21 protein-coding genes are annotated in these 26,266 nt (G+C 65.6%); 6 read left to right on the forward strand and 15 right to left on the reverse strand.

What is annotated here, in order from left to right; translation table 11 throughout:
- Positions 1–231: 231 nt before the first annotated feature.
- Positions 232–1,281, forward strand: a complete 1,050-nt coding sequence (locus SH602x_RS06445) for a GGDEF domain-containing protein (RefSeq protein WP_479476002.1) — start codon at positions 232–234, stop codon at positions 1,279–1,281.
- Between the two features lie 43 nt (positions 1,282–1,324).
- On the opposite strand, the gene SH602x_RS06450 is transcribed toward SH602x_RS06445, so the two are convergent.
- The 13 genes from SH602x_RS06450 to SH602x_RS06510 form a co-directional block, all read right to left on the reverse strand.
- Positions 1,325–2,395: a hypothetical protein gene (locus SH602x_RS06450; protein WP_479476003.1), complete on the reverse strand. Its 1,071-nt coding sequence runs from the start codon at positions 2,393–2,395 to the stop codon at positions 1,325–1,327.
- A gap of 101 nt (positions 2,396–2,496) precedes the next feature.
- On the reverse strand, positions 2,497–3,675 hold the full coding sequence (locus tag SH602x_RS06455; RefSeq protein WP_479476004.1) for a CPBP family intramembrane glutamic endopeptidase: 1,179 nt from the start codon (positions 3,673–3,675) through the stop codon (positions 2,497–2,499).
- Between the two features lie 70 nt (positions 3,676–3,745).
- Positions 3,746–4,360 (reverse strand): CDP-diacylglycerol--glycerol-3-phosphate 3-phosphatidyltransferase, encoded by a 615-nt coding sequence (pgsA, locus tag SH602x_RS06460; RefSeq protein ID WP_479476005.1) that lies wholly within the window; start codon positions 4,358–4,360, stop codon positions 3,746–3,748.
- A gap of 112 nt (positions 4,361–4,472) precedes the next feature.
- Complete coding sequence (gene rimO, locus SH602x_RS06465) at positions 4,473–5,882, reverse strand: 30S ribosomal protein S12 methylthiotransferase RimO (protein WP_479476006.1); 1,410 nt, start codon at positions 5,880–5,882, stop codon at positions 4,473–4,475.
- Between the two features lie 174 nt (positions 5,883–6,056).
- The gene (locus SH602x_RS06470; RefSeq protein ID WP_479476007.1) at positions 6,057–6,641 is read right to left on the reverse strand and encodes a thioredoxin family protein; all 585 of its coding nucleotides are present in this window, start codon (positions 6,639–6,641) and stop codon (positions 6,057–6,059) included.
- Positions 6,642–6,818: 177 nt separating this feature from the next.
- Positions 6,819–7,148, reverse strand: a complete 330-nt coding sequence (locus SH602x_RS06475) for a hypothetical protein (protein ID WP_479476008.1) — start codon at positions 7,146–7,148, stop codon at positions 6,819–6,821.
- Between the two features lie 178 nt (positions 7,149–7,326).
- Positions 7,327–9,921: a ligase-associated DNA damage response DEXH box helicase gene (locus SH602x_RS06480; RefSeq protein ID WP_479476009.1), complete on the reverse strand. Its 2,595-nt coding sequence runs from the start codon at positions 9,919–9,921 to the stop codon at positions 7,327–7,329.
- A 94-nt stretch (positions 9,922–10,015) separates the two neighbouring features.
- Positions 10,016–11,635, reverse strand: coding sequence for an ATP-dependent DNA ligase (locus SH602x_RS06485; RefSeq protein WP_479476010.1), 1,620 nt, complete (start codon positions 11,633–11,635; stop codon positions 10,016–10,018).
- A gap of 4 nt (positions 11,636–11,639) precedes the next feature.
- Entirely contained in the window at positions 11,640–12,731 is a 1,092-nt protein-coding gene (locus SH602x_RS06490) for a ligase-associated DNA damage response exonuclease (RefSeq protein WP_479476011.1), read from the reverse strand.
- Between the two features lie 57 nt (positions 12,732–12,788).
- Positions 12,789–13,874, reverse strand: coding sequence for an EAL domain-containing protein (locus SH602x_RS06495; RefSeq protein WP_479476012.1), 1,086 nt, complete (start codon positions 13,872–13,874; stop codon positions 12,789–12,791).
- Positions 13,875–14,062: 188 nt separating this feature from the next.
- Entirely contained in the window at positions 14,063–15,640 is a 1,578-nt protein-coding gene (gene guaA / locus SH602x_RS06500) for a glutamine-hydrolyzing GMP synthase (protein WP_479476013.1), read from the reverse strand.
- A gap of 328 nt (positions 15,641–15,968) precedes the next feature.
- Entirely contained in the window at positions 15,969–16,106 is a 138-nt protein-coding gene (locus tag SH602x_RS06505) for a hypothetical protein (RefSeq protein WP_479476014.1), read from the reverse strand.
- Between the two features lie 137 nt (positions 16,107–16,243).
- Positions 16,244–17,590, reverse strand: a complete 1,347-nt coding sequence (locus tag SH602x_RS06510) for a phosphohexomutase domain-containing protein (protein WP_479476015.1) — start codon at positions 17,588–17,590, stop codon at positions 16,244–16,246.
- A 161-nt stretch (positions 17,591–17,751) separates the two neighbouring features.
- On the opposite strand from SH602x_RS06510, the gene SH602x_RS06515 reads away from it, so the two are divergent.
- The 3 genes from SH602x_RS06515 (at position 17,752) to SH602x_RS06525 (ending at position 21,387) form a co-directional block, all read left to right on the forward strand.
- The gene (locus SH602x_RS06515; protein WP_479476016.1) at positions 17,752–18,555 is read left to right on the forward strand and encodes a hypothetical protein; all 804 of its coding nucleotides are present in this window, start codon (positions 17,752–17,754) and stop codon (positions 18,553–18,555) included.
- Positions 18,556–18,725: 170 nt separating this feature from the next.
- A complete protein-coding gene (locus SH602x_RS06520) occupies positions 18,726–19,280 on the forward strand; it encodes a hypothetical protein (RefSeq protein ID WP_479476017.1) in 555 nt (184 codons plus the stop codon).
- Between the two features lie 343 nt (positions 19,281–19,623).
- Positions 19,624–21,387: a serine/threonine-protein kinase gene (locus SH602x_RS06525; protein ID WP_479476018.1), complete on the forward strand. Its 1,764-nt coding sequence runs from the start codon at positions 19,624–19,626 to the stop codon at positions 21,385–21,387.
- Between the two features lie 34 nt (positions 21,388–21,421).
- Here the strand turns inward: SH602x_RS06525 and SH602x_RS06530 are convergent, their stop codons facing one another.
- The gene (locus SH602x_RS06530) at positions 21,422–22,771 is read right to left on the reverse strand and encodes a hypothetical protein (protein WP_479476019.1); all 1,350 of its coding nucleotides are present in this window, start codon (positions 22,769–22,771) and stop codon (positions 21,422–21,424) included.
- A 258-nt stretch (positions 22,772–23,029) separates the two neighbouring features.
- Between SH602x_RS06530 and SH602x_RS06535 the strand changes: the two genes are divergently transcribed.
- Complete coding sequence (locus SH602x_RS06535) at positions 23,030–23,563, forward strand: hypothetical protein (RefSeq protein ID WP_479476020.1); 534 nt, start codon at positions 23,030–23,032, stop codon at positions 23,561–23,563.
- Between the two features lie 267 nt (positions 23,564–23,830).
- Here the strand turns inward: SH602x_RS06535 and SH602x_RS06540 are convergent, their stop codons facing one another.
- Complete coding sequence (locus tag SH602x_RS06540; RefSeq protein ID WP_479476021.1) at positions 23,831–24,493, reverse strand: hypothetical protein; 663 nt, start codon at positions 24,491–24,493, stop codon at positions 23,831–23,833.
- A gap of 185 nt (positions 24,494–24,678) precedes the next feature.
- Here SH602x_RS06540 and SH602x_RS06545 point away from each other — a divergent pair, with 185 nt between their 5' ends.
- A complete protein-coding gene (locus tag SH602x_RS06545; protein WP_479476022.1) occupies positions 24,679–26,169 on the forward strand; it encodes a sulfatase family protein in 1,491 nt (496 codons plus the stop codon).
- The last annotated feature ends 97 nt before the right edge of the window (positions 26,170–26,266 follow it).

Here is a 26,266-nt window from a genome sequence, read left to right on the forward strand (position 1 = left end):
CCACGGCCTCTCGCCGCGTCGGCCATTCCGGATACTGGATCAGGTCGCGGGCGCTCTTTCCGTACTAGACTGAACCATACCGCCTCCCGCGTGCGCGCCCTCTTCCGCAGACGGGGGCGAAGAAGCGATTCGGCATCCGACGTCCAGTCGTTTCGGAAATAACGACCGGGCGGCGCTCCGCAGTCGTTCGCTCGCCCGATTCGCGCCGCATTTTCGGAAAGTCCTCCTGCCTTGCCGACGAACGCCGACGTTCTGGTGACCGCTCTCGCTCTCGGCGCCGTCGGCGGAGCCGGGCTGCTGCTGGCTGGTCTTGCGCTCGGTTTCTGGCTGGGCCGGTCTGTCAGGATCGCGTCCGATCCGCGACCGGCCGCCGAACTCGACGAGGTCGCGAGTAAGGGACTGGCCTCGCTCCAGAGCCACGCGGAAGAGTTGCAGCGGCTCGTGGCAGAACACCGCCAGGCGATGCAGGGCTGGGAGGCGACGCTCGCTCAGGGATCCAAGCCCGACGCCGGCGCGATCGCCCGCGGAGTTCCCTCTGCCGACGAGGCGGCGATGCGACGCCGGCACGCGGAGCTCAGCCGCAAGATCGCGCATACCGAAGCACAGCTTCACGAGCAGACCGTCGCCTTGACGGAGGTCCTGCGCCAGGCGCGGACCGACGCGCTGACGGAAGTCGCGAACCGTCGTTCGCTGGACGAAGCTCTGGCCGTCGAATCGGAACTCTGGCGTCGCAGCGGTCGCCCCTTCGCGATCCTGATGATCGATCTCGACCGGTTCAAGAACCTCAACGACGTCTTCGGCCATCCGATCGGCGACCGGGCGTTGCAGCATGTCGCGGCCCTGCTTCGGTCGGTCGTCCCTGAGGACTCGCTGCTCGCCCGATACGGCGGCGAGGAGTTTTCCCTGCTCGTCACGAACGCGAAGGTCGCCGACGTCAGGACGCTCGCCCGGAAGGTCCGCGTCGTCGTCGAATCGAACCCGCTTCCGTTGCCGGACGGACGCGAACTGCGAATGACCGTCAGCATCGGCGCGGCGATCTCCATGGCCAGCGAGATCGGCGACCAGACGCTCGCCCGAGCCGACGCGGCGCTTTATGCGTCGAAGAAGGGGGGCCGCAACTGCGCCCACTGGCACGACGGCGAACGCTCGCGACTGGTGGACGTCGGCATGGATGACCCGGACGACAACTCGCCCGACGGAAGCGGCGACGCCGCAGAGCAGGCGAACGCGTCGCTCGAACGCCTCGGCCGCAAGACGCTCGAACTGCTGCGGATGGCGTGAGTCGCCGCTGGACCGGCACGCCTCGCCTCAGGAACCAGCGCGCTCAAGGAGCGTTCGGGCTGCGATCGCGCCAAGCGTAGAGCGCGGCGTTGTCGCTCAGCTTTTCCTTGATGAACTTGCCGATGCTGCGTTCCAGGCCGAGCCGCAGCCGCGGATCGATGAGCTGGGCGCCCTGAACCTTGGTCGGGACTTCGATCTGCACCAGCGTCTTGCGGCTGTCGTCCCCTTCCGCGTCCGGCGGAGCAGGATGCGACTTCTCGAGTTGTGCATAAAACTTGTCCGCTTCGGAGGCCGCGCTGCGCGTCTCGGCTCCGACCGCGATCAGGAAGGACATGAAGCCCGTCGACGGATGGGTCAGCGCTGCCGTGCAGTTGATCGTTTCCCACTTCCGTTCAGGCGACAGCAGCACGAGAGCCTTGACGTCCTTCCCCTGCTTGCGGTTAAGCAGATCGGGCCAGCTCCAGTCCTGGACGGCCCAGTTCAGCGCGGCGGCGGAGGATTCGCCGGCGGCGATGATGGTGAGCATTTCGATATTCAGCTCGCCCGCGTTGTTGCGGTCCCGCAGGAAGCGCTTCGCCGCTTCGATGTCCTGCGAAACGATGCCGAGCCAGTCGGGCCCGCGGAACTTCTCGTGATCGATCTTCAGGGACGGATTGAGCGCGGAGCTCGTCGACTGGCCGAATCCGCGCACGTCGATAGCCAGCGCGGCGTGACCCTGGAGTTGCAGGTACTTCGCCAGCGGCGTCATCTGCGTACGGTTGCCGCGACCGTCGTGCAGCAGAATGATCGGCACGGACTGCTTCCCCAGCGAGCCGGGAAACCAGGTCGCACGCAGCAGAACCCGGTCGTCCGTATCGAGCGTGATCTCCTCGGGCGCAGGGATCTTCGGCTCCTCGTCGCTCGGCTGAGCCGTCACGGGCTGCCCCGGTTGCGGCTTGACCGGAGTCGTATCCGGCGGCTTGACCGGATCGGTCGTCGCAGGAGGGGCTTCGGGGCGAGTCGCGGGGGGCGGAACCGCAGGACGGCGACCCGGAGGTTGAGCGACGAGCGTGATCGAAAACGCCGACGACGCGAGCGCGACGCCGCAGAGAATGCGGGAGAGACCGAGGGACATGACGCTTCTCTGGCGGACGAAACGTTCGGCGAAGAACGAGGGAACCGTCGCGAACGTACCTTACGGCGACAACCCCATCCTAAAAACGGACGGGCGGGCGGTCAACGAAGCCGTTCCGCTGCGGGAGCAGTTTCCGGGTCGGAAACGCGCAGGTTCGGCGTCGCTTCATCCGAAGAATCGTCGATCGATCGAACGACGGGGGACGGCTCGGCAGGCCGAGTCGGATCGGACGCCTGGTCGAGCGCGCTCAGCCCGGTCAGCAGGATCGTCGTGGCGTTGAGCGCGAAGTGGGCGACGACGCTCGGCGTCAGACGCCCCGTCTGCCGATAGAGATAGCCCAGCATCAAGCTGAACAGGAACAGCGGAATGGGCGCCGGACCCTGACCCAGATGGAGCAGGGCGAACACCGCGGAACTCGCCACGACCGGGAAGGATCCGATGCCGGAGACCGTTCGAAAAAAGCCTTCGCGCAGCGTTCCGCCTCGCTGGCGGAATTCGAGCGGCGATTCGCAGGTCGGCCTCTTCTCGGCTTCGTCCGGCTGATCCTGCGGCGAGCCGATATCGCCGAAGAGCCCGCGGATCCATGGTCCCGGAAGGCCACGGCGAACCTGTGCGAACGCCGTCAACAGAAAGCCGCGGAAGACGATCTCTTCCGTCAGCGGCGCGGCGATCACGGCGGCGAACGCGGCGGCGGCGAAGATGCCAGGATCGATGCCGCTTTCCAGACGGTCGATGACCGCGTGCCGCTGCGGGTAGACCTGCATCAGGAGCGCCTGCAGGCCGTACACGGGCGTCGCCGAGATCGCGAACGCCCAGAAGCCCAGCCCGACGTCGGAGCCGAACGTCGAGATCCTGTTCGAGCCTGCAAGCGCACGCGGTCCGCGGTCGAGCACGAACCGCCACAGAACGTAGATCGCCAGCACGGCCAGAAGAGCGCCGGCCGAGGCTCCGACCAGCGTCGGCACGTCGAGACGCCGGGCGGACGCGATCTGGGGATTCGCGTCGTCGAGGGCTTGAGCAGCGACGACGGGAGTCGCGGGTCCGGCGCCCAATCCGGCGAACCAGCTCGCGACGCTGACGCCGACGAGCTGCCCCGCGAGGAGCGCGGCGAACGCGACGACGAATTCGAGCAGGCCCGTCTTCGCCCGCGGACCGGGCTGATAGGGGACCAGCTCTCCCAGCGTCGCCATCCGTCGCGCGGCGATCGCAGCCGTGACGGCCAGCGAGAACGCGAGCGCCGAAAGCAGTATCCCCGCGGCGACGAGCTGCTGGGTCGACACGGCGGAAGGTTCTTGGCAGGGACGAGAAACGTTCGACGGGACAGGGCCGGCGACCGGCGCTCAATCGCAGTCAGGGAGCCGGGCGCGAAAGCATCTTCGCCGCGCTCACGACGTAGACGAGCCCCGAGTAGACCGTCGATCCGATGGCGAGCCAGACCAGAACCGCGACGGTCCAGCCGAGCCACGGGGGAACTATTCCGTCAGCTTCCGGAATCTGACTCCAGGAGAGCGCGACCAGACTCGCGACCGCGGCGGCGCACTGAAAAACCATCTTCAGCTTGCCCGACATCACGGCGGAGAAGTCGCCTCCCTCCTTCTCGATCACGCTGCGTAGCGCGGTCACCAGCAGCTCTCGCGAGAGCACCGTCACCGCCATCCACGCAGCGACGCCGGAGCCGGGAATCGCGGCCAGATAGACGAAGACGCCGCAGATCAGGAACTTGTCGCAAAAGGGATCGAGAATCCGCCCCAGCTTGCTGACCTGGCCGGTCTTCCGCGCGAGCCAGCCGTCGACCCAGTCGGTGCCTGCGGCGATCACGAAGCAGACCGTCGCGGCCAGGTAATGCTCGAAGGAGAGCAGCACGAAAACGGCGATCGCGACGAAGAACCGCGCCCAGGTGATCAGATTCGGCGCGGTCGTCGCCTGCTGCAGGATCGTCAGGTCGCGAGCGGAAGGAGACGTCATCGCGAACCTGCCTGATCGTGCTGCAACGAATCCCGTAGAGCAGGCGCCCGCCTGCCGTTTAGTTGCTTGCCGACGCGACGGCAGGCGGGGCGCCTGCCCTACAAGAATCGAACTACCGCGACGATCCGACCGCGGCGCCGATGAGGTCGTAATCCTGATACGCGACGATCTCGGTCGGAACGATTCGTCCCGGGGCGAGTTCCTCGTCGGTTTCGGTGACGAAAATCACCGCGTCGACGTCGGGAGCGTCGGAGCCGGTCCGTCCCAGCCAGACGCCGCTTTCGCCGGGCACGCCCTGATCCAGGATCACGTCGACGGTTTGACCGATCAGGCGATCGTTCCGCGCGAAGACGTGTTCCTGCTGCACTTCCATCAGCGCCTCGCGACGCGCGTCCTTCACGTCCTCGGGCAGGTGACCGTCCAGCCGCGCGGCGGGCGTATCGGGCTCGAAAGAATACGTGAAGACGCCCGCGTGTTCGAACGCCTGCTTCTCGACGAAGCGCTTCAGCGTCTCGAACTGCTCGTCGGTTTCGCCGGGGAAGCCGGTGATGAACGTCGTGCGGAGCGTCAGGTTCGGAATCCCCTTGCGGAGGTCGTCCATCAGTTTTTCGGTCGCCGCACGCGTGACGCGACGGCTCATCCGCCGCAGCATCGTGTCGTCGATGTGCTGCAGCGGCATGTCGATGTAGGGCAGGATCTTGTCGCTGGCGCCGATGGTCTCGATCAGCGGCTGATCGATGTACATCGGATAGAAGTACATCAGCCGGATCCAGTCGAGCCCCGCCACCTGTTCCAGCCGCGTGAGCAATTCACGCAACCGCGGTTCGCCGTAGATATCGATCCCGTAATAGGTCGTATCTTGCGCGACGATCACTAATTCTCTAACGCCCGAGGCGGCGAGTTCCTCCGCTTCGGCGATGACCGCCTCGATCGGCTTCGAGGCGTGCTTGCCGCGCATCTTCGGAATCGCGCAGAACGTGCAAAGCCGATCGCAGCCTTCCGAGATCTTCAGATAGGCGAAGTGCTGCGGCGTGATGCGCAGACGATTGGCGTCGGAGAGCGCCCGGATCGGAGCAGGGCGAAAGATCGAGCGCTGTTCTTCCTGCAGACCGAGCAGCCGGTCGGCGATCTTGGTCACCTCGTCCCGACCGAAGACGCCGATCAGCGAATCGATGTCGGGCCGCTCGTCGAGCAGGGCTTCCTTCTGCCGCTCGGCCAGACAGCCCGAGACGATGACGCCCTTGATCTTCCCCTGGCGCTTCAGTTCCAGCATCTCGTCGATCGCGGCGAACGACTCGGTCCGGGCGCGTTCGATGAAGCCGCAGGTGTTCACGATGACGAAATCGGTACCCGGCGTCGGCTCGGCGACCAGCTTGTAGCCGTCGATCTGGAGCAGTCCCAGCATCTTCTCGCTGTCGACCAGATTCTTGGGACAGCCGAGACTGACGAAGGCATAGGTTCCCTTCGTCCCCCCAGCGGAGATCTGCGGAGCGGGGGAGGAAATGACGGGGAGTTGGGTCATCAGCAGCGACGGACAGCGACAGGGAGCGGCGAATCGCCGGCGGGGGCGCGATCCACAATCGTACCCCTGTCCCCTCCCTTCGCGAAGGGCTTCCTTGATCGAACTTTCGCTTTAATCCCGGCAGGGGCAGCGTTTAGGAGGCGAAGGCCGTCACCGCTTTCCTGCCCCCATGGCTCAGTCGCCGTGCTTCTGCCGCAGTCGGGCGCTCGTGCGGAGCATCCACTGGATCCGTTCGATTTCCTGAAACCACTCGGCCAGCGTCGCCGAGAGAAGTTCATCTTCGGGGCCGAACAGACCCGTCGAACAGCCCGCGCCGGGGAGATGGGCCCCGGTAGCGCCGTCGAGCTTGGCGACCAGCGTCCGGTACTTGGCCAGCGTCCGATCGCCGTAGCGACCGACGAACTGCCCCTCTTCGTCCAGGAAGACGACCTGCGGCACCCGGGCGCCGCCGCAGAGAGACATCTCCGTCTTCAGCGCTTCGTCCGCGTCGCGATCGACGAAGCGGAGGTCGATCGTCGGCGTCGCTTCGGCGATCTTCTGCAGCAGGGGGCACTGATCGACGCAGTCGCCGCACCAGGCCCCGGCGAAGCAGAGAACCTGCATCCGCCGCTTGAAGCGAGCCAGCGTCGCCTGCTGTTCGGTCGTCAGCTTCGCCCGGTCGTAGACGGCTCGCCAGTTATCGCGTTGCGGCGGCGTGCCGTACTTCTCCAGAAAGTCCGCGTAAGGATAAGCCGCGTCGAAGTAGGGGGCGAAGTTCACGCAGTGTCTCTTTTGTGCTGGGTCTGTTCGTCATCAGTTCCGCTCTTCTCGGGTGGCACTGGCTCCGCCAGTGTGCAGCGGAAACCGGTTCATCCAGCAGGTTGAGCCTGAACAGGGACGACACTGGCAGAGCCAGCGCCACCCGAAGGAGAAGATACTGAACCGCGCTGTCAGACTCTAGCGCGAGGCCTTCTTCGTCACGCTCTTCTTCGGAGCCGCCTTCTTGGCCGAAGCCTTCTTCACGGGCGCGACCTTCTGGGTCGTCGGCTTCGCGGCGGCGGCCTTCTTCGGCGCGGCCTTGGGGGCGGTCTTGGGGGCGGTCTTCTGCGTGACGCTCTTCTTCGCGGGCGCGGCGGCGGAAACCTTCTGCGTCGTCGACTTCTTCGGCGCGGACTTCTTCGCCGACTTCTTGGCGGGCGTCGGCGCGGTCGCCTTCTTCGCGCCTCCGAACGCCGATTCCCAACCGTTGGCGAACTTCTGATTGCTGCCCGTACGCACGATGGTCATGTCTGAACTCCTGTTCGACGTCGAATCCGTTTCCAGCCGCGTCGTCGCCCGCCAATTCAGCGTCGGCGCCGGCGCCTGCCCGATAGCTAATCGCAGCGACGAAACATGGTCAAGGCGCCGCAAGGCTCGATCGCTCGCTTCCGGGCGAATTTCTGCCTCGTTCGACTTCGAGGAGGCCTCATCGCGTACGAGAGCGACGCGAACGCTGCTTCTCGGGACCGGCCGCCTTCTCGAGCGCAAGCGTCATCCGACGGACGCGGTCGATCAGCTTCTCGCTCGAAAGCTTCTCCCGCAGACGATCGACGGTCAGCGGAAAGCTGAGGGGCGAGAACCGCGGCGGCGTCCTGAGCAGGATCTCCGACTGCCGCATCGCGGCCAGCGTCAAGGCGAGCCGCGAGCGTTCAAGCTGCTGCTCCATCACTTCCTTGCGGGACTGACGCAGCAGCAGATTGTCAGGGTCGTAGTTGGCGAAGACGTCGTACAAGAGGCCCGTCGACGCCTGCATCTGACGCGAAGTCATCCGCGTGCCGGGGTAACCCTGAAAGACGAGGCCGGCGATCCGGGCGACCTCGCGAAACTGGCGCTTCGCCATCTCCGTCTCGTTCAGACTTCCCCGCAGATCGTCGTCGAGTCGGTCGCTCCCGAACCAGTCCGCGGCCAACGCTTCGTCGACGGGAGGATCCTGATCCGAAAGCAGTTCCATGCCGTAATCGTTGGCCGACATCGTGAACGTGATCGCGCGAATCCGCGACACGCGATAGGCGAGCAGCGCGGCCAGCCCCTCATGGACCAGCCGACCGGCGAACGGAAAGACGAACAGGTGAAAACCTTCCCGCGACTCGGTCTTTTCGATCAGAAGCTGATTCGTGCCCGGGATGGCCGACCACTCGGCCTGCAGTTCCAGAAGCGGCTGAACGGCCCGCATTTCCGGCTCGGCGTAGATTCCCTGCCGGGCGAGTTCCAGCAGATCCCGCATGGCCGACGCGAGTTGCGAGGAAAGGGGCATCCGACCCCCCATCCAGCGCGGAACCGACGTTCCCTTGTTTTTCGCCGCGCGGACGTAGACCTTCATGTCCCGGACGTAGGCCAGCTCCAAGTGACGCCCCGCGAAGGTGAAGCGATCGCCCGGCTTCAGCCTGGCGACGAAGGATTCCTCGATCGTACCGAGGCGTTTCCCGCCGACGAACTGCACCGACAGCGCGGCGTCGCTGACGATGGTTCCGATCGAGAGTCGGTGGCGCTTCGCGACCTGCGGATCGTCGACGAAGTAACGCCCCTCGCGGAGGACGAGCTTGCGATACTCCGGATACGCGGTCAACGCCGAACCGCCCGTCACCAGAAACTGAATGACCCAGGCCCACTCATCGCGCGTCAGATCGCGATAGGACCAGGTCGAGCGGACTTCGTCGAAGGCGCTCGCCTCGTCGAAGCCTTCGCCGACCGCCAGCGTGACCAGATGCTGGGCCAGCACGTCCAGCGGCGAACGAACGCCTTCGCGTCCTTCCAGCTTGCCGGCGATGGCCGCCGTTCGCGTCGCGGCGGTCTCGATCAGTTCCAAGGCGTGCGTCGGAACGCAGGTGACTCGACTGACGGCGCCGGGGCGGTGACCGCTTCTGCCCGCCCGCTGGACCAGCCGGGCGACGCCCTTAGGGCTGCCGATCTGCAGGACCCGTTCGACGGGAGAGAAATCGACGCCGAGATCGAGGCTCGACGTGCAGACGACGGCCTTGAGCGATCCGGCCCGGAGGCCGTCCTCGACCCAGGCACGCACTTCCGGATCAAGCGAGCCGTGATGCAGGGCCAGCCGACCTGCCCAGTCGGGGCGCCGGGCCAGGATCTGCTGGTACCAGATCTCCGTCTGCGAACGGGTGTTGGTGAAGACGAGCGAGGTGTTCGCATCGTCGATCGCGGCGACCACTTCCTCCAGCAGGCGAATCCCCAGATGCCCGGCCCAGGGGAAACGCTCCATCGTCTTCGGGATGATCGAATCGATGACCAGCTTTTTCTTGACGTGGCCATGGACCAGAACCGCCCGGCGCGGCAGCGGACTGCCCTCGCTGGCCGGGTCCGATCGCTCGGCTTCTGTCTCTTCGGGAGCGTCTTCGTCGTGGACGATCGCGTCGGGGCCGAGCAGAATCCTCGCGGCTTCGCGTAGATTGCCGAGCGTGGCGGAGAGCCCCCAGATCTTCAGTTCGGGTCGCCAGCGCTTCAGCCGGGCCAGACAGAGTTCCGCCTGCACGCCCCGTTTGCTCGCGAGGAGTTCGTGCCACTCGTCGACGACGACGGCCTGCAGCGTCGCGAACTTTTCCCGTGCGTCGGGGCGGGAAAGCAGCAAGCTCAGGCTCTCGGGCGTCGTGATCAGCGCCGTCGGCAGGCGTTCGCGCTGACGATTGCGCATCGAAGAGGAGGTGTCGCCCGTGCGGGGCTCGACCGTCCACGGGAGGCCGAGTTCGTCGATCGGACGCTTCAGCGCCTGGAGCGTATCGAGCGCGAGCGCTCGCAGCGGCGTGAGCCAGAGGACGCGGAGCGGTTCGGACGCGTTCTTCCCGCTCGGCATCTCGCCCGACCAGGTATCGAGCCACTCGGCGACCGGCCCGAGCCAGACGGCGTAGGTTTTGCCGCTGCCCGTGGAGGCGTGCAGCAGGCCGCTGTTACCGGACGCGTACGCGTCCCAGACCCGACGCTGAAACGGGAACGGCTTGTAGCCGTGCGACGCGAACCAGCCTTCGACGGCGCGGCGACCTTTCGCTGCCGATCCCTTCCCGCGTCGCATGGGCGTCCGGACAGTCCTGAGAACGTGACTTGTTCGACAGCGTAGAAGCTCTTCCACGGAGGGCTTACACCCTCCGCTCGCCATGCCGGATGGGTTACGCCGTTCCCTCGCTCGCGACGCCCGAGGGTCCGTCGGGCAGCATGCTTTTCACCGTATCGAGGAAGTCGGCCTGGTCGGGCGACTTGTCCTTCCGCCAGCGGAGGATCCGCGGGAAGCGGACGGCGATGCCCGACTTGTGACGGGTCGAATGCTGGATGTTCTCGAACCCGAGTTCGAAGACCAGTTCCGGCTTCACGCTCCGGACGGGGCCGAACTTTTCGACCGTATGCTGGCGGATGAACTTGTCGACTTCGCGAATCTCGGCGTCGGTCAGTCCGGAGTAGGCCTTCGCGAACGGAACCAGGCGATGGTTCTCCCAGACGCCGAAGGTGTAATCGGTGAACAGGTTCGCCCGGCGCCCGTGTCCCTTCTGCGCATACAGCAACACGGCGTCGATCGTGTAGGGCTCGATCTTCCACTTCCACCAGTTGCCGGTCGTACGCCCCGCGTCGTAGGGCCCGTCGAGCCGCTTGAGCATCAGCCCCTCGGTCCGTCGCTCCCGGCTCTCCCGGCGAAGTTCCGCCAGCGCGTCCCACGATTCGCCGACCGCGACGGGCGAGAGGCGGAAGCGCTCGAACGTCTGCGACGCGAGCAGTTCTTCCAGCTTCGCGCGGCGTTCGCGTAAGGGTCTCTGGCGCCAGTCTTCGCCGACGTACTCCAGCAGATCGAAGACGAGAAACGCCATCGGCGCCTCGGCGAGCAGCTTCTTGCCGACCGACTTTCGACCGAGCCGGCGCTGCAACGTGCCGAAGGGGAGAGCGGCGTCATCTTTCCAGGCCAGCGCTTCGCCGTCGAGCACCGTGCCGATCGGGAGCCGTTGCAGATCGGCTGCCAACTCCGGGAATTGTTCCAGCACGGGCTCCTCGCCGCGCGACCAGAGGAAGATCTCTCCGCGACGGTGAATGGCCTGCGCGCGAATGCCGTCCCACTTCCACTCTGCCAGCCAGCCGCCGACGTCGCCGAGAATCTCAGGTTCTTCCTGCAGCGGATGGGCCAGGCAGAACGGATAGGGCCGGCTGATCTCGACGTCGCCGGAATCCTCCGAGAGCAGGCGCTTGTAGAACGCGGGCGTCGGCTCCCACGGACCCATCATCCGATGCGCCACGTCGGCGATGTCGAGCCCCGCGTTCTCCGCCAGCGCGCGCGTCACCAGTCGCTGCGACACGCCGACGCGGAACTCGCCTGTGAGCAGCTTGTTCCAGACGAAGCGCTGTGACCGGTCCATGGCCCGCCAGGCTCGTTCGATGGCGTCGCCTCGCGCGGACTCGTCCAGATGCCGCAGCCCGGAGATTTCATCCTCGACCCATTCATGGAGCGGCCGGTCGCTGGTCCGTTCTTCGAAGGGGAGCAGCAGGGCAATCGTCTCCGCCAGGTCGCCGACCGCGGCGTACGACTCTTCGAACAGCCAGTCCGGAAGTTCGGTCACGCGCCGGCAACGATCGACCAGATCGCGGGTCGGCAGCACGCGTTTGATCTTGCGCCCCGACAAAAAGTAGATCGCCCACGCGGCGTCCTCGGGCGGCGCCTCGGCGAAGTAGGCCTTGAGCGCGTCGACCTTCGCGTTGGTCTTCGTCGTCGCGTCGAGATCGCGATAGAGCCGGCTGAAGCGTTCCATAACTTCAGGTCTCTTCGCGGTCGGCGGAGGAGTCGGCCGCTTCGGCAGCAACATCGCCAGCCCCATCGCCGGGCGGAACGTCCGCGTCCGCCGCGCCTTCGCTCTCTTCGGCTTCGCCCGAGTACTCGGTCTGTAGCGCGCTGGCGTCGATGCCCTTGTCGGTGAAGAAGCGGCTCGCCACGTAAGTAGAGCCGTGCGTGAACAGAACCCGCTCGGCGCCCGATTCCTTCACCGCGATTTCCAGACCGGGCCAGTCGACGTGGTCCGACAGGACGAAGCCTTTGTCGACGTTCCGTCGCCGCCGCATGCCACGGACGGCCATCCATCCGGAGGCGAAGGCGGTCGAAACCTCGCCGAAGCGTCGCATCCAGGAGGAGCCGAGCGCCGACGGCGGCGCGACGACCAGGGCGCCCGCCTCGGCCTTCTTCTTGTCGTACGTCCCGGCGTATTCCGTCGGCGGTAGCGGAATGCCGGCGGCGCGATAATCGGCGTTCAGGGCCTGCACCGAACCATGGCAGTAGATGGCGCCGAGCGAAGGATCGACGCCCGCGAGGAGCCGCTGCGCCTTTCCGAGCGAATAGCCGAACAGGACGCTCACCCGCCCCTGATCGCGGTTGCGGCGGCGCCATTCGTCGATCTCGGCGAAGACGGCACGCGAATCGGACCAGCGATAGATCGGCAGGCCGAAGGTGCACTCGCTGACCAGCGTCCGGCAGGGGACCGGTTCCCAGGGCGTGCAGGTCGGATCGGGTTCGATCTTGTAGTCGCCGGTTACGCACCAGACATCGCCGCCGCTTTCGACCCGCACCTGGGCCGACCCCAGGATGTGCCCCGCCGGATGGAGCGAAACCGTCGCGGATCCGATGGTGACGGTCTGCCCGTAGGGGACCGTCTCGATGACGGCGTCGCGTCCCATGCGGCGGGCGAGGACGCCGCGACCTTCGTCGGTCGTCAGGTACGACCCGCAGCCCCAGCGGGCGTGGTCGGAATGAGCGTGCGTCACGACGGCGCGCGGAACCGGGCGCCACGGGTCGATATAGAAATCGCCTGCCGCGCAGTAAATTCCGCAGTCGTTGACCTTCAGCAGTTCGCTCATGCCGGGAGAATTCTAGGCATCCCGCCGGCAATATGAAGCCTCGTGCCGATTCGCGAATCAGGCGATCGCGGGGTGGAGGAGCGCGTCTTCGATCCGTTCGAGGTCGTCTGCGGCAACGGGCTTCGCGAAGTAGAAGCCCTGGAGCAGGTCGGCGCCGCAGTCGATCGCGGCCGCGGATTCTTCCGCCGTCTCGACCCCTTCGGCCAGCGCGAGCTTGCCGTGCTCGTGCGCAAGTTGCACCAGCATCCGGCAGATCGTGGCGTGCCAGGGAGACCGCGGGGCGTTGCGCACGATTTCCCGGTCGATCTTGATCAGGTCCGGCTTGAGCGCGGCGACCAGTTCCAGTCCGGCGTAACCGCTCCCCATGTCGTCGAGCGCCGCGCCGAAGCCCATGCGACGGTACTCGTCGATGATGCGGGCGAGATGTTCGAAATCCGTCAGCTTCTCCGACTCGATGACCTCGAAGATCACCTTTCGCGATTCCAGACCGAACCGCTTCGCCGCGGCCATCGTGCTCCGCAGGCAGAACTCCGGCTCGTAAATGGCGGTCGGCAGGAAGTTGATCAGCGCCTTCAGTTCGCGCCCGGCAAGCAGTCTGCTGGCGCGCTCGATGTGTCGCTCGCGACAAACGCGGTCGAGCATGAAGATCAGGTTCTCCCGCCGCGCCCATTCGATGAGCTGCGCGGGGCTGATGCGGGCGCCGGCGTCATCCGTCGCGCGCATCAGGCATTCGAAGCCCCAGACGTCGCCGGCAGCCGTGACCACGGGCTGCACGAACGTGTCGATCCGCCGCTGTTCCAGAATGGACAGGAGCGGCGTCGCCGGCGCCGGGCGCTCGCCGATCAGCGGCTCGGCGTGCATCAACGCACGGACCTGATCGACCAGCGGAAGCCCCGGCTGCAGCGCCGCGCATCGCAGGCGGGCCAGTCGCGCCGGTTCGACCATCCCGCGGCAGAGGTTTTCGAGCTCGCACCGCGACTTGATCGGGCTGTCGGGACCGAGCGGCACGACGACGGCGTCCATGTCGGGCGCCAGTTCCCAGCCCGCCGTCGCGGCGTATTGAGCGACCTCGGAGAAGTCGTCGAACAAATTGGCGGCGACGATCGCAAGCGTGCGATTGCCGGTCTTGCAGGCACAGCCCATTCCGATCCCGTCTCAGTCAGGCGGAGGGAAGTCGTCGACCCCATACTCCGCAGAAAGCGAACGGCTCGTGCGAGTATCGGCGATGTCGCGCGTCGCCGAGCCTCGGAAGAATGCGCCCCCCGTCGTGCCCGTCAAGAAAGAGCCGCTTCGCCCGGAAAAGAATCAGGCGAAACCATCCGATCGAGGGGTCACTCCCACTCGATCGTCGCGGGCGGCTTGCTGCTGATGTCGTAGCAGACCCGGTTCACGCCCCGGACTTCGTTGATGATCCGCGTCGAGATCTCCGCAAGCAGCTCGTACGGCAGGTGCGACCAGTCGGCGGTCATGAAGTCGTCCGTGTTCACGCACCGGACGGCGACCGTGTTTTCATACGTTCGGGCGTCGCCCATCACGCCGACGCTCTGGACGGGGAGCAGCACCGCGAACGCCTGCGACGTGCTGCGATAGAGGCCCGCGGCCTTGATCTCTTCCACCACGATGGCGTCGGCTTCGCGGAGCACGTCGAGCTTCTCCCGCGTCACTTCGCCCAGGCAGCGTACGGCGAGCCCTGGACCCGGGAACGGATGCCGCCAGACGATCTCTTCCGGCAGGCCCAGTTCCAGGCCGAGCTGACGGACCTCGTCCTTGAACAGATCGCGAAGCGGTTCGACCAGTTCGAAGCCGAGCTGCTCGGGCAGACCGCCGACGTTGTGATGCAGCTTGATCGTCGCGGCAGGACCGTCGACCGCGGCGCCGCTCTCGATCACGTCGGGATAGAGCGTCCCCTGGGCCAGGTACCGGGCGCCTTCGATCTTCTCCGACTCCTGCCGGAAGCATTCGATGAACGCGTGCCCGATCCGGCGGCGCTTCTCCTGCGGTTCGGTGATTCCCGCGAGCTGCTGCAGGAAGTATTCCTCCGCCTTCACGACGTGCAGGTCGGTCTTGAAGTGGCCCGTGAACTCGGCGACGACGGTCTCCTGCTCCGACTTTCGCAGCAGGCCGTTGTCGACCAGGATGCAACTGAGCTGCTTGCCGATGGCCTTGACCAGCAGCGCCGCGGTGACCGCCGAATCGACGCCGCCCGACAGACCGCAGATCACGCGCCCGTCGCCGATCCGTTCCCGCATCGCGGCGATCGTGCGCTCGGCGAAGTCGGCTAGCTTCCACGTGCCGGTGCAGCCGCAGACGTTGAACAGGAAGTTGCGTAGCAGCGCCTTGCCGTGCGGCGTGTGCGTCACTTCCGGATGGAACTGCAGGCCGTAGACCGGCAGCCGGCGGTGCTTGACCGCGGCGAAGGGGCAGGTCTCCGTCCTGGCGAGGGCCTCGAACTCTTCGGAGATCAGCGTGACCTGATCGCCGTGGCTCATCCAGACCTGGCTCGATCGCGGGAAGTTCGCGAACAGCGAATCGGGCGTCGTCACGTTGACGGTGGAACGTCCGTACTCGCGAGCCGGCGCGCTCTCCACCTTGCCGCCGAGTTCGTCGCAGGCGAGCTGCATCCCGTAGCAAATGCCGAGGACCGGGATCCCCAGATGGAAGAGCCTCGCGTCGCAGCGCGGCGCGCCCTCCTCGTTCACGCTCGCAGGGCCGCCCGAGAGGATGATGCCGGTCGGCTTTCTGGACTCGATCGCGCTGACGTCGATGTCGTGCCGGACGATCTCGCAGTAGACCTGCTGTTCGCGGACGCGCCGCGCGATGAGTTGGGCGTATTGCGACCCGAAGTCGAGCACCAGCACGCGCTCGGCGGAGAGTTCCTGGGCGACGGACGCGGCAGCGGTCGACGTCATGGCGGCAGTCTTTTCGGCGCGCACGCCACGAAGGCGCGCGACCTGTGCGGCGCAGGGCGCGGGCGCCGGATCGATCAGGAGCGACACCGGGCCGCCGGGGGCGATTTCAGGTCGCCCGGGACGCTCCCCCCCGATACCGCATCGGGCAGACGCCGCCGTCGATCGACGCTCGCGGCAAGCAGCGCCGCGAAACGAAAAAACCCGCCCAGGTCGGGGCGGGAGGAAAGCAGATTTCTAACAGAGCCTCGTTCCGCCGTAAAGCCGGCGGAAGCGCCGGCTCGAATCGGACTCTTTCCGAGAGTCCGGAAATAGGTCGCGTTCGGAGTCTCTATAGAAAATACTCGTTCTGGATCTGCATCGCCCAAATCGTGAGCTTCTGGATGATGACTTCGTGGAAGACGTAGAGGAAAACGATCGCTCCTACGAGCGCCCAGAGCGCCTTTCGTTCGTACCACCGCTCGGACACCGCGGCTCGCTGAGTAGAGGTCGCGGTCGATTCAAGGTCAGCGTAAGGATTCTCGCGCTCGTCCACGTGCTGTCCTCGCGATTGACTGCCACGTCTGGATTCGAATCGGCGACAAGAGCCGACGACAAAAACTCCCTTCACCCGGCCATCACGATCGCGGCGGCTTTCCGGCAAACTTCGCTGCATCTCGCCTCGGTCGGAAACTCCGCGATGATGCGCACGATGGGCTCAGTATTGCTGGGCCGGAAGAGCAACCAGCCGTCCGGCCAGTCGAGCCGCAAACCGTCCAGTTGGCTCGCCGAGGCCTCCGGGTGAGCCGCGATCAGCCTGTCGATCGCCGGCTGTACCGCCTCGGGGGGGAGCGTCAGTTTCGACTTGAGGATGGAGTAGGCCGGCAATTCGCCCGCCAGTTCCTGGAGCGACTTGCCCGACTCCGCCATGCGGTCGAGGATCAGGGCCATGCCGACGAAGCTGTCGCGGACCAGCACGACGCGGGGATCGATCGGCCCGCCGTTCCCCTCGCCTGCGAAGATGGCCTGCTCGGCGAGCATGCGGTCGACGACGTTCGCTTCGCCGACGGCGCTGCGGAAACAGGTCGAACCTGGAATCGAGGCCGCGACGTCCTCGGTCATGCGACTCGTCGCGCAGTTGATGACGACCGGGCCGGGCCGCTGCGACAGGACGTGCTTCGCACACAGGGCGACGGTGTATTCTTCGCCGACGTAGTCCCCCTCCGCGTCGAGCAGCGCCAGCCGGTCGGCGTCCGGATCCTGACAGAAGCCGACGTCGAACTTCGCCGGCAGCGATTTCAGTCCCGCCAGGTTCTCCGCCGTCGGCTCGGGCGGATGGGCGAACTGGCCATCAGGCGCTGCGCCGAGGACGGTCGTCTGGCAGCCGAGCGCTTCGAGCAGGCGTCTTCCCAGCAGCGCGCCCGCGCCGTGATTCGCGTCGAGCAGAACGCGAAACGCCTTCGAGCGGATGGCGTCGACGTCGACGCAGGCCAGGACGCGGGCCAGATGAACGGCATGCGGATCCTCCATCGTCGTGACGTCGCCCGTGCGGGAAACGGGCGCCCAGACGGAGCCGAAGTCGTTCTCCGTATAGCGCTTCAGAACGCGTTGCCCGACGCGGGCCGGAATGACCCGTCCCTCCTGGTTGAACAGTTTCAGCCCGTTGTATTCGGGCGGATTGTGGCTGGCGGAGATCTGAATGCCGCCCGCCGCTTGAAGGTGATCGACCAGCACGCCGATCGTCGGCGTCGAGGCGATTCCGGCGTCGAGCACATGACGCCCCGTCGCGGCGATCGTCCCCGCGATCAGCCGGGCGATCCAGGGACCGGAAACCCGGCTGTCCCGGCCCAGCACGACGACGCCGTGCGGAAGCTCCGCCGCGAAAGCGGAGACGTATCGCACGATGCGATCAGGCGTGAGCGACTGGCCCACGATTCCGCGGAGGCCGGAGACGCTGATAATCGGTTCGCTCATGCCGACCGGAAATCCTGACGATGAATTAAAGAATCTGCGATGGATCGCTTCGGAGGCTCGCGGCGAAGTCGCCGTTGTCGCAATCGAGGTTGTCCACTAATAACTCGGTTGAAACTGTCCGAGTTCGCGATTCTACTACCGTTCGTTCAGGCGTCTGGCTCGTGAGCGATTTGCGTCTTTCCGCGATCTCCCGTCGGCGACTGCTGGCGCTCGCCGCCGCAGCGGCGGGGTGCGGGATCGCGCGCGGGCTCTACGCGGACCAGCGTCCGTGGCCGGACGAGCGTTCGCTCGGCCCCTACATCTGCCACGCGGACTTCAATCTCGATCAGATCGCCGCAGAGCTGGAACAGATCGTCCTGTTGCAGCGGGACGTGTCGCGCACGCTCGGCATTCCGGGGCCGACCCAGCCGATTCACCTGTTCCTGTTCTCCGGCGTCGGCCCGTACCAGCGCTACCTGGCGACCTATCTGCCGGAAGTCCCCCGGCGTCGGGCGGTCTTCGTCAAGGCGGGCGGGCCTGGCATGGTCTTCGCCTACCTCAGTTCGGAATTCGAGGTCGATCTTCGACACGAAACGACGCACGGCATCCTGCATGCGGCACTGCCGTTTCTGCCGCTCTGGCTCGACGAAGGCATCGCGGAATACTTCGAAGTGGCGGCGGCGAATCGCGGAACGCAGCATCCGCACCTGCGAACGCTGAGGTGGACGGTCCGCTTCGGCGGGCTCGCGAAGATCGAGGATCTCGAAGCGATCGAGGATATCAACGACATGGGCCAGGCGGAGTATCGCAACGCCTTCGCCTACGTCCACTTCGCCCTGCACGGCGACGCCGAAGCGCATGCCGAACTGATCCGCTATCTCGACGATATCGGGTCGGGGCGCGACGCCGGCAAGTTCAGCGAACGCCTCCGCTCGCGGGTCGCCAATCTCGACGCCGCCGTCGTCGAGCATCTGCGCAACTGGTAGGCGAAGCTCTCTCGGTCACATCCCTGATGGCTGCGGCAATCTGGGCAGGCCGCGCAGCTTGCTCCAATCTTTTCGCGACGCCCTAATTGGCTGTTCCGCGAAGCCGCTCGCCGTCGATGGAAGCAGATATCTCGGCTCCGCTCGTGTCCATGTTGCAAGGGAATGCGACGTTGGCTGGCGTGCAATTCCTGCGGCAGATCTATCTCACTCGCTTCTCGCATCCGGCTCAAAACCGCGATGTCTTTCGCGAGTTCTATCGCCGCAAGCCGACGTCGGTGTTCGTGCTGGGCGTCGATTCGTCGACGCTGGCGATCGAACTGACCGGCCTGATGCACGAGTGGCATCCGACGGAGCGGCTGCGTTTGGCGTTGCTCGATCCGTTCGATGCACGCCCCGCTTCGGCGCCGAAGCTGACGGTTCGGGAAACGAACGCTCAGTTCGCCGAACTTCCCGTGCGGCTGACGCTCCACCCGGGCGATCCGACGTTTACGCTGCCGCGGGTGGCGAACCAGCTCGGAACCGCCGACGTGATCTTGCTCTCGCCCTCGATCGACGCCGAGGCCTTCGCTCCGTCGTGGTATTTCCTGCCGCGGCTGATGCATGCGACCTCCGTGCTTCTGGAAGGGCACGTCGGTCCCAGCGGTGCAGGTTATCGCGCCGTTACCGCGGAGGAAGTGTCTCGTCGGGCGGAGCGAGCCGGGTCGAAGGTCCGCCGCGCGGCGTAGGCCCGGCCGGGCGGGCGACAGGGAACGCGGCGGACTTTTCCCTCAGGATCGCCTGAAGGAGGCATCGCCGCCGTTGCCGTTCTTGGCCGGATCATCTGGTCAGTCGAAAAACCGACCGAACGCTTTAGCTCTTTCGCCTCCTCCCGCTAGAATGGGGGCGATTTCCGGTCGAAGGGCGCAGGATCAGCGGGACAGTCTGTCCTTTCGCGTCAGGTTTCGCCGCGAACATCGTCAGTCCGAACGGGCTCCTGGAAACGTCGCATCGGCGACGGATCCGCGGCAGATCGATTCCATCCGAATCGCGACGCAGGAGCAGGGATCGAACCGGCAGACGAGAGCCCTGATGAGTTCATCCGCCCCTTCTTCCGGTCCGCTCGACGTCACGCTGGCTGCCGTCGACAAAGACCTCGTCGACGTCGTCGGCGACAGCGTCCACGCGAGAGTTCCCTTCTTCGCCCGATTCGTGCGGGTCTGGAGCAAGTCGTCCAAGCGCCACCCTTGCTCGCTGGCGCTGGAGAGCGATTCGAACTGCGACAGTTCGAGCGACACGCTTTTGCTCCTGCGGAGTCGCCTGCGTGCGGTGGCCCTGCTGACGACGATCGCGTTCTTGTCCTTTCTTATCTTTCACCTGGCGGCGATCTTCACGTTCTACGACGACGGAACGCTGAAGCGAGGTTCCGAATTCGACCTGCTGCCGACGCACCTCGTCGTCACCGCGGCGGTCGCGTTGATCTTCGCCTATCTCGCCTTCGGGAAGTGCGTTTCCAAAGCCAAGCTTCAGGCGGCGGAGTGGATCGTGTTCGGCGCCCCTGCCGCTTTCACGCTGCAGTGGCAATATCTGAATATCACGACGATGGCGGAACGGTTCGACTTCCTTCCGCCGCTGAATCCGCTCTGGCTCGTTCTGATGTTCACGTACGCGTTGTTCATTCCGTGTACGTGGAAGCATGCCGCGATCGTGCTTTCTTCGATCGCCGCCGCCCCGCTCGTGCTGGTCGCCTTTCTGCTGGCCACCGACGTCGAAGTGCGTAACGCTCAGAACACGAACATCCTTTACTTCGTCGAGCACACGCTGGAGTTAGGAATCGCCGTCGCGACCGGCGTGGTCGGCGTGGCCGCGATTCAGAAGCTCCGCCGCGAGGTCTTCGAGGCGCGCCGGCTGGGACAGTACCGCCTGGGAGCTCTCATCGGTCAGGGGGGGATGGGCGAGGTCTATCTGGCCGAGCACCAGATGATGAAGCGACCTTGCGCGATCAAGGTCATTCGCCCCGAGAAGGCGGGCGACCCCACGAATCTCGCTCGGTTCGAGCGGGAAGTGCGGCTCACTGCCCGGCTCTCCCACTGGAACACGATCGACATCTTCGACTACGGCCAGGCCGAAGACGGCACGTTCTATTACGTGATGGAGTACCTGCCGGGTCTGAGCCTGAAGCAACTCGTCGCACGGTTCGGACCGATGTGCCCGGGCCGCACGATCTATCTGCTCCGGCAGACGTGCGAAGCGCTGGCGGAAGCGCACGGCGAAGGACTCATCCACCGGGACATCAAGCCGGCGAACATCTTCGCGGCGCATCGCGGCGGGGTGTACGACGTCGCCAAGCTGCTCGATTTCGGGCTCGCGCGACCTATCGCGTCGACGCTCGATTCGGAGTTGACCAACGCCGGATCGATCACGGGATCGCCGATGTTCATGTCGCCGGAGCAGGCACTGGGCGAGGAACCGGACGAACGATCGGATATCTACTCGCTCGGAGCGGTCGCGTATCACCTGCTGTCGGGCCGCCCGCCGTTCGAGCACGACAATCCGGTCCGCCTGATCGCGAGCCATCTCCACGAGACGCCGCGGCCCCTGCACGAGTTGCTGCCGAACGTCCCGAAGGATCTCGAACGGGTCGTAATGACCTGCCTGCAGAAGCGTCGGGAAGATCGTTACCAGACGGCGGAAGAGCTGCTGAAGGCGCTCAACGAGTGCGAATCAGCCTACGCCTGGGGGCGCGAACAGGCCGCCGTCTGGTGGAATGAGATGGAGCGCACCGCGTCGTGCGGAAGTTCTGCCGATCGCGTCGAGAAGCCTGCCGAGCGCTCCGTCGCGTCGCTTCCGGCCTGATCGCGGATTCGGCGGAACGTCATCCGTCGATCCTTCATTCCAGTTCGGCCTCCGCTTCGAGGCCCTGCGCCGTCCGCTTCACCACGACGCGAACGGTATCGGAATCCTCGACTCCCAGTTCGTCCCGAACGGTCAGCGTCACGCGAGTCGTGCCGATCGGGAAAGAGCCGGCGGTCTCGCGTCGCGTCGAGTCCTCGAACCGGACGCCTTTCGCGGACCATCGGTACCGCAAACCGTCCCCGTCGCGATCACGAGAGGCTCTGCCGTCCAACTCGACACGGGCTCTGTTTCTCGACGTCCGAACGACGATCGAATCCTTTGCGATCGCGGCCACGGGCGGACGATTGAGAAAAGGGAGTACGGCCCGGAACGACGAGTCCCAGGCGAGCCCGACTACGACGCGTCCGCTTTGCGAGCAGTCGACCGCCTCTTCGAGATCCCAGTCGGTCAAGTCGACGCCTGCGGCTTCCAGCACATCTCGCAGGTAATAGGGTTCGCGGTCGATCCAGACCGCCGCGGCCTCGTCGATGCGGCCGACGATGACCGATCCGTCGCCGTTCGCCGAGTTGGCGCAACCGCCGTTTCCTTCTCCGACGGAGAGTTCGACGATGCCTTCGCGATCGGTCCAGACCCACGGCCGGTCAGTCTTCGAGCGAGGATCGCGTTCGACGCCGACGATGACGCGACCGTTGCCCGACAGGCCGAGCGCCTGGGTCTTGGAGACGTCTCTACGGGAAAGCCTGCCGAGGTCGGTCATTCCGTCCCGCTCGGTCCATCGAAAGGCGCGCAGGTTGCCGCGTTCTCCGTCCGACGTTCCGACCGCGACTCGACCGTCGTCAGAGACCGCGGTCGCGGCGCTTTTTCCGCCGTAGAGCGTTCCCAGATCGTGCGCTCCTGCGCCAGCGACCCAGCGGAACGCGTGTCGCTTGCCGCCGGAAACCTGGAACTCGCCCACGACTACGTCGCCGTCGTACGAGACGCCTGATGCAGAACTCTCGACCGAACCCGGCGGCGCTACCGACAGCATTTGTCCGCCGACGAGGTATCGAAAGGCGCGAAGTCCCGTGTAGGGAGGTTCGTAGACCCAACCGACGAACGTGCGCCCGTCGCCCGAAACGTCGGTCCCTTCGCTTATACGCTCGTCTCCGGAGGGAAAATGGCGAGGTCCCTTCGGCGTCAAATAGAAACCTACTTCGGTGTAGATGTCGTCATCGAGAACCCGCCCTGTTATGGCGACCCCGTCGCCTGAAATCGCGGTAGGCTCCACGGGATAACCGCTCATGTAGGGAAGTTCTTCGATCGAGGCTTCCTGGCCCCATGAACACGCCGCGAACCGCCCGAGGCAGCAGACGAGAACGGCGATGCGGAACGTCGTGACTTTCACGGGGCTCATCTCGTTTAATGCAGGCGAATAAGTTCGTGCGGCGAGCGACCGTCTGGCGTTCGGCTGTCGCGAACGCCGCTCCGGGTCGTTCTTTAACGCAACATCGCGCGACGACGGTCGCTCCTTCTTGACCGAAGTCGATGTCGACTACGACCGAATATCTCGAGACATTCGCTTCAGCGTCCGACCGGCCGCGGTATCATGCAAAGCGAGCCTGAACCGTCGCGCCGCCGTCGCTTCCCGTGCGAGGATTTTTATATGTTCCGCGCCGCTTTCGCCAGTCTTTGCTGCGTCGCCTCATTCGTTTTGTTCGCTGCCCCGACTCTGGTCGTCGGTCAGGAGAAGTCCGAAGAGGAGCGCTTCCAGGCGTTCGCCAAGACGATGGCGAACGTGAAAATGGTCGGGAGCTTCACCGTCGCGGGCGAAGCCGCGGCGCCGAAGCAGGACGGTGCGTACGTCATCAAGAGCGTGCGTAAGATCCCCGAAGGCGATTATTGGGTGTTCGACGCCCTCGTCGAACATGAGGGCAAAGAGATGCCCCTGCAGATCCCGATCGAGGTGAAGTGGTCGGGCGACACGCCGGTCATCACGCTCGAGAACCTCACGATCCCCGCCCTCGGCACGTTCAGCGCCCGGATCGTGATCTACCGCGACTCCTACGCCGGGATGTGGGTGCACGGCCCCGTGAAGGGGCACATGTACGGCGTCATCGAGAAGGCCGCCGCCGCAGCGCCCGCTGGCGAAGCAAAGGCGGAGGAAGAGAAGAAGCCGGCCGACAAGAAGCCTGAATAAAGTCAGCCGACGACGCACAGCCCCCTGTGTGCCATGGCGGGGTTGATCAGCCGCGCGTCTCGCGTATCGACGATCCACTCGTTCGGGTTAGCTCGCCCAAGGCGCTCGTAAAAGCGCCTGCTGCGTGGGCGACCGCCCGCTCGCTTCCTGCACGGCTGGACAAGCCAGCCATGGCACACGGAGAAACTCGTCAACTCTGGCCGAGCCTGACAGTCGCACTTCAGTAGGACGCAGCAGCAGAATAGGGGCGACCCTCGCCGCGTTCGGTCAACTCTCTTCTTCGCCCAGGTCCGGCGCCGAGTTACGACGCTCGGGCGGGTTCTTCCCCGGCTCCGACTCGTCGCCCGGGATCTTCTTCTGCCGCGCCTGAGCGAGGATCTCGGCGGTCAGCGCAGCCTTCTTCGAGGGCGCCGACTCCTGGGCCCCGCGTGCGGCGGCGAGGATATCGGCCGTCGACAGCTTTCGCTTCTCGGCAGGAGCCTCCGTCGCCGCCAGCGAATCGACGCTGTCGTCGGAGATCGACGTTTCGGCGTTCGCGTCGACCGTCTGGTTATCCGACTCGGCGGTCAGCGAATCGACGGTATCGTCGGCGGACTTCTTCGCGGCCTCTTCGGCAGACGCCCGACGCACGTTCTCGGTCGAAGCCTGCACGACGTCGCGCGGCGGAGCCTTGGGCTTCGCCGGACCGGCCGTCGGACTCCGCTCGAGCGCCGGCGCGGCGACGACCCGCAAGCGGGCCAGGTCGATGTCGTACCAGCCGATGTCGTTCGTCCCGGCGAACTGCACGAGCGCGTGACCGTTCATGTTGACGGTCATCACGCGTCCGACGCGTCCGGCGAAGCGACTCAGCGCGGGAACGCTGGCGTCGGCTTCGACGTACTTATCGCTCCATTCCCGACGGAGGCGATCGATCCGGTCGAAGTCTTTCATCGCATACGTCGAGGTCGGGAAACGCGGCAGAGCCCACGCTGCATCTTCGCACTGCATTGTCCGACCGTCGGCGCCGGGTCGCAAGGACGGCGGGAGTCCCGCGAACGCTGAAGCAGCACGGGTTGCATGGTCCTCGGGTTACACTGGGAACGCCCTCTCGTTCCTACTCGAAGCTGGGAATTTCCATGTCGTTCCGCTCGGCGCCGCATCTGGTTTTCGCGCTCGCGCTGCTCTCGCCCTGCCTGTCGAAGGTCGAAGGTCTGCGAGCGCAGGAGGCGGTCGACTCTCCTCCCAACGTCGTGCTGATCTTCTGCGACGACCTGGGGTACGCCGATATCGGACCGTTCGGCGCGAAAGGGCACGCGACGCCGCATCTCGATCGGATGGCGGCCGAGGGGCGGAAGTTCACGCATTTCTATGTCTCGCAGGCCGTCTGCGGAGCGTCGCGAGCGTCCCTTCTGACAGGCTGCTATTCCAACCGCGTCAGTTGGCTCGGAGCGCCGGGGCCGAACGCGACGACGGGGTTGTCGCCCGACGAGACGCTCCTGCCGGAGATCTTCAAGTCGCGGGGCTACGCGACGGCGATGGTCGGCAAGTGGCATCTCGGGCATCTGCCGCCGTTCCTGCCGACGAAGCAGGGCTTCGACGAATACTTCGGCCTGCCCTATTCCAACGACATGTGGCCCTATCATCCCGAGAAGATTAAGTTCCCGCCGCTCCCGCTGATCGAAGGCGACCAGATCGTCGACGACGACGTCACGGCGGAGGATCAGCAGACGCTGACGAAGCGTTACGCCGAGCGGGCGGTCGATTTCATCGATCGCAATCACGAGCGGCCCTTCTTTCTCTACCTCGCGCACTCGATGCCGCACGTGCCGCTGTTCGCGTCGGAGGCCTTCGAGGGGTCGCAGCCGTCGGGCCTGTACGGCGACGTGATTGCGGAAATCGACGACTCGGTCGGGCAGGTGCTCACCGCGCTGGCGAAGCACGACATCGACGACCGGACGCTGGTGATCTTCACCTCCGATAACGGCCCGTGGGAGTCTTACGGCAATCACGCCGGCGACGACGGCGGCCTGCGCGAAGGGAAGGGGACGGCCTTCGAGGGGGGCGTCCGCGTCCCCTGCGTGATGCGGTGGCCGGGGAAGATTCCGGCGGGGACGACGTGCGATTCGCTCGCGGCGACGATCGACGTGCTGCCGACGCTGACGGAACTGATCGGCGCCGAACTGCCGGAGCGCAAGATCGACGGCCTGGACATCTCGGAACTGATGACGGCGGAAAAGTGCCCTCCCTCGCCGCACGAATTCTACGCCTTCTATTACGGAGCGCCGCTCTGTGCGGTCCGCAGCGGAGACTGGAAGCTCGTCTTTCCCCACGAGTTCCGCAGCCTCGTCGGCGAGCCAGGCCGCGACGGCATGCCCGCAGGCTACGCCCAGCGGAAGACCGAACTGGCGCTGTTCAATCTGGCCGACGATCCGAACGAATCGCGCGACGTGCAGGCCGAACATCCCGACGTCGTCGCGAAGCTTCAGAAGTACGCGGACGAGATCCGTTCCGAACTGGGCGACCCGCTGACGCAGACCCGCGGCAGCGAAGTCCGTCCCCACATGACGCTGGAGGAGGCCGTCCGACGCGACTCCGCCGGCGTAACGTCCCACGGGGACGCAAAATGAAGAGCGAAGATTGACGGTCGGCCGGGCGAAAGTCTGTGGCTCGCCTCGTTTTCCGTGGTACGCTTTTTGGGGGGCGGATCGAAGCGTAAACCCGATC

The organism is Lignipirellula cremea (assembly GCF_056501455.1).

Bases quoted from the DNA above. Each gene is read 5' to 3' on its own strand.
- SH602x_RS06450 (WP_479476003.1), bottom strand. From the start codon at position 2,395: ATGTCCCTCGGTCTCTCCCGCATTCTCTGCGGCGTCGCGCTCGCGTCG.
- pgsA (WP_479476005.1), bottom strand. From the start codon at position 4,360: ATGACGTCTCCTTCCGCTCGCGACCTGACGATCCTGCAGCAGGCGACG.
- rimO (WP_479476006.1), bottom strand. From the start codon at position 5,882: ATGACCCAACTCCCCGTCATTTCCTCCCCCGCTCCGCAGATCTCCGCT.
- SH602x_RS06475 (WP_479476008.1), bottom strand. From the start codon at position 7,148: ATGACCATCGTGCGTACGGGCAGCAATCAGAAGTTCGCCAACGGTTGG.
- SH602x_RS06480 (WP_479476009.1), bottom strand. From the start codon at position 9,921: ATGCGACGCGGGAAGGGATCGGCAGCGAAAGGTCGCCGCGCCGTCGAA.
- SH602x_RS06485 (WP_479476010.1), bottom strand. From the start codon at position 11,635: ATGGAACGCTTCAGCCGGCTCTATCGCGATCTCGACGCGACGACGAAG.
- SH602x_RS06490 (WP_479476011.1), bottom strand. From the start codon at position 12,731: ATGAGCGAACTGCTGAAGGTCAACGACTGCGGAATTTACTGCGCGGCA.
- SH602x_RS06495 (WP_479476012.1), bottom strand. From the start codon at position 13,874: ATGGGCTGTGCCTGCAAGACCGGCAATCGCACGCTTGCGATCGTCGCC.
- guaA (WP_479476013.1), bottom strand. From the start codon at position 15,640: ATGACGTCGACCGCTGCCGCGTCCGTCGCCCAGGAACTCTCCGCCGAG.
- SH602x_RS06510 (WP_479476015.1), bottom strand. From the start codon at position 17,590: ATGAGCGAACCGATTATCAGCGTCTCCGGCCTCCGCGGAATCGTGGGC.
- SH602x_RS06525 (WP_479476018.1), top strand. From the start codon at position 19,624: ATGAGTTCATCCGCCCCTTCTTCCGGTCCGCTCGACGTCACGCTGGCT.
- SH602x_RS06535 (WP_479476020.1), top strand. From the start codon at position 23,030: ATGTTCCGCGCCGCTTTCGCCAGTCTTTGCTGCGTCGCCTCATTCGTT.
- SH602x_RS06540 (WP_479476021.1), bottom strand. From the start codon at position 24,493: ATGAAAGACTTCGACCGGATCGATCGCCTCCGTCGGGAATGGAGCGAT.
- SH602x_RS06545 (WP_479476022.1), top strand. From the start codon at position 24,679: ATGTCGTTCCGCTCGGCGCCGCATCTGGTTTTCGCGCTCGCGCTGCTC.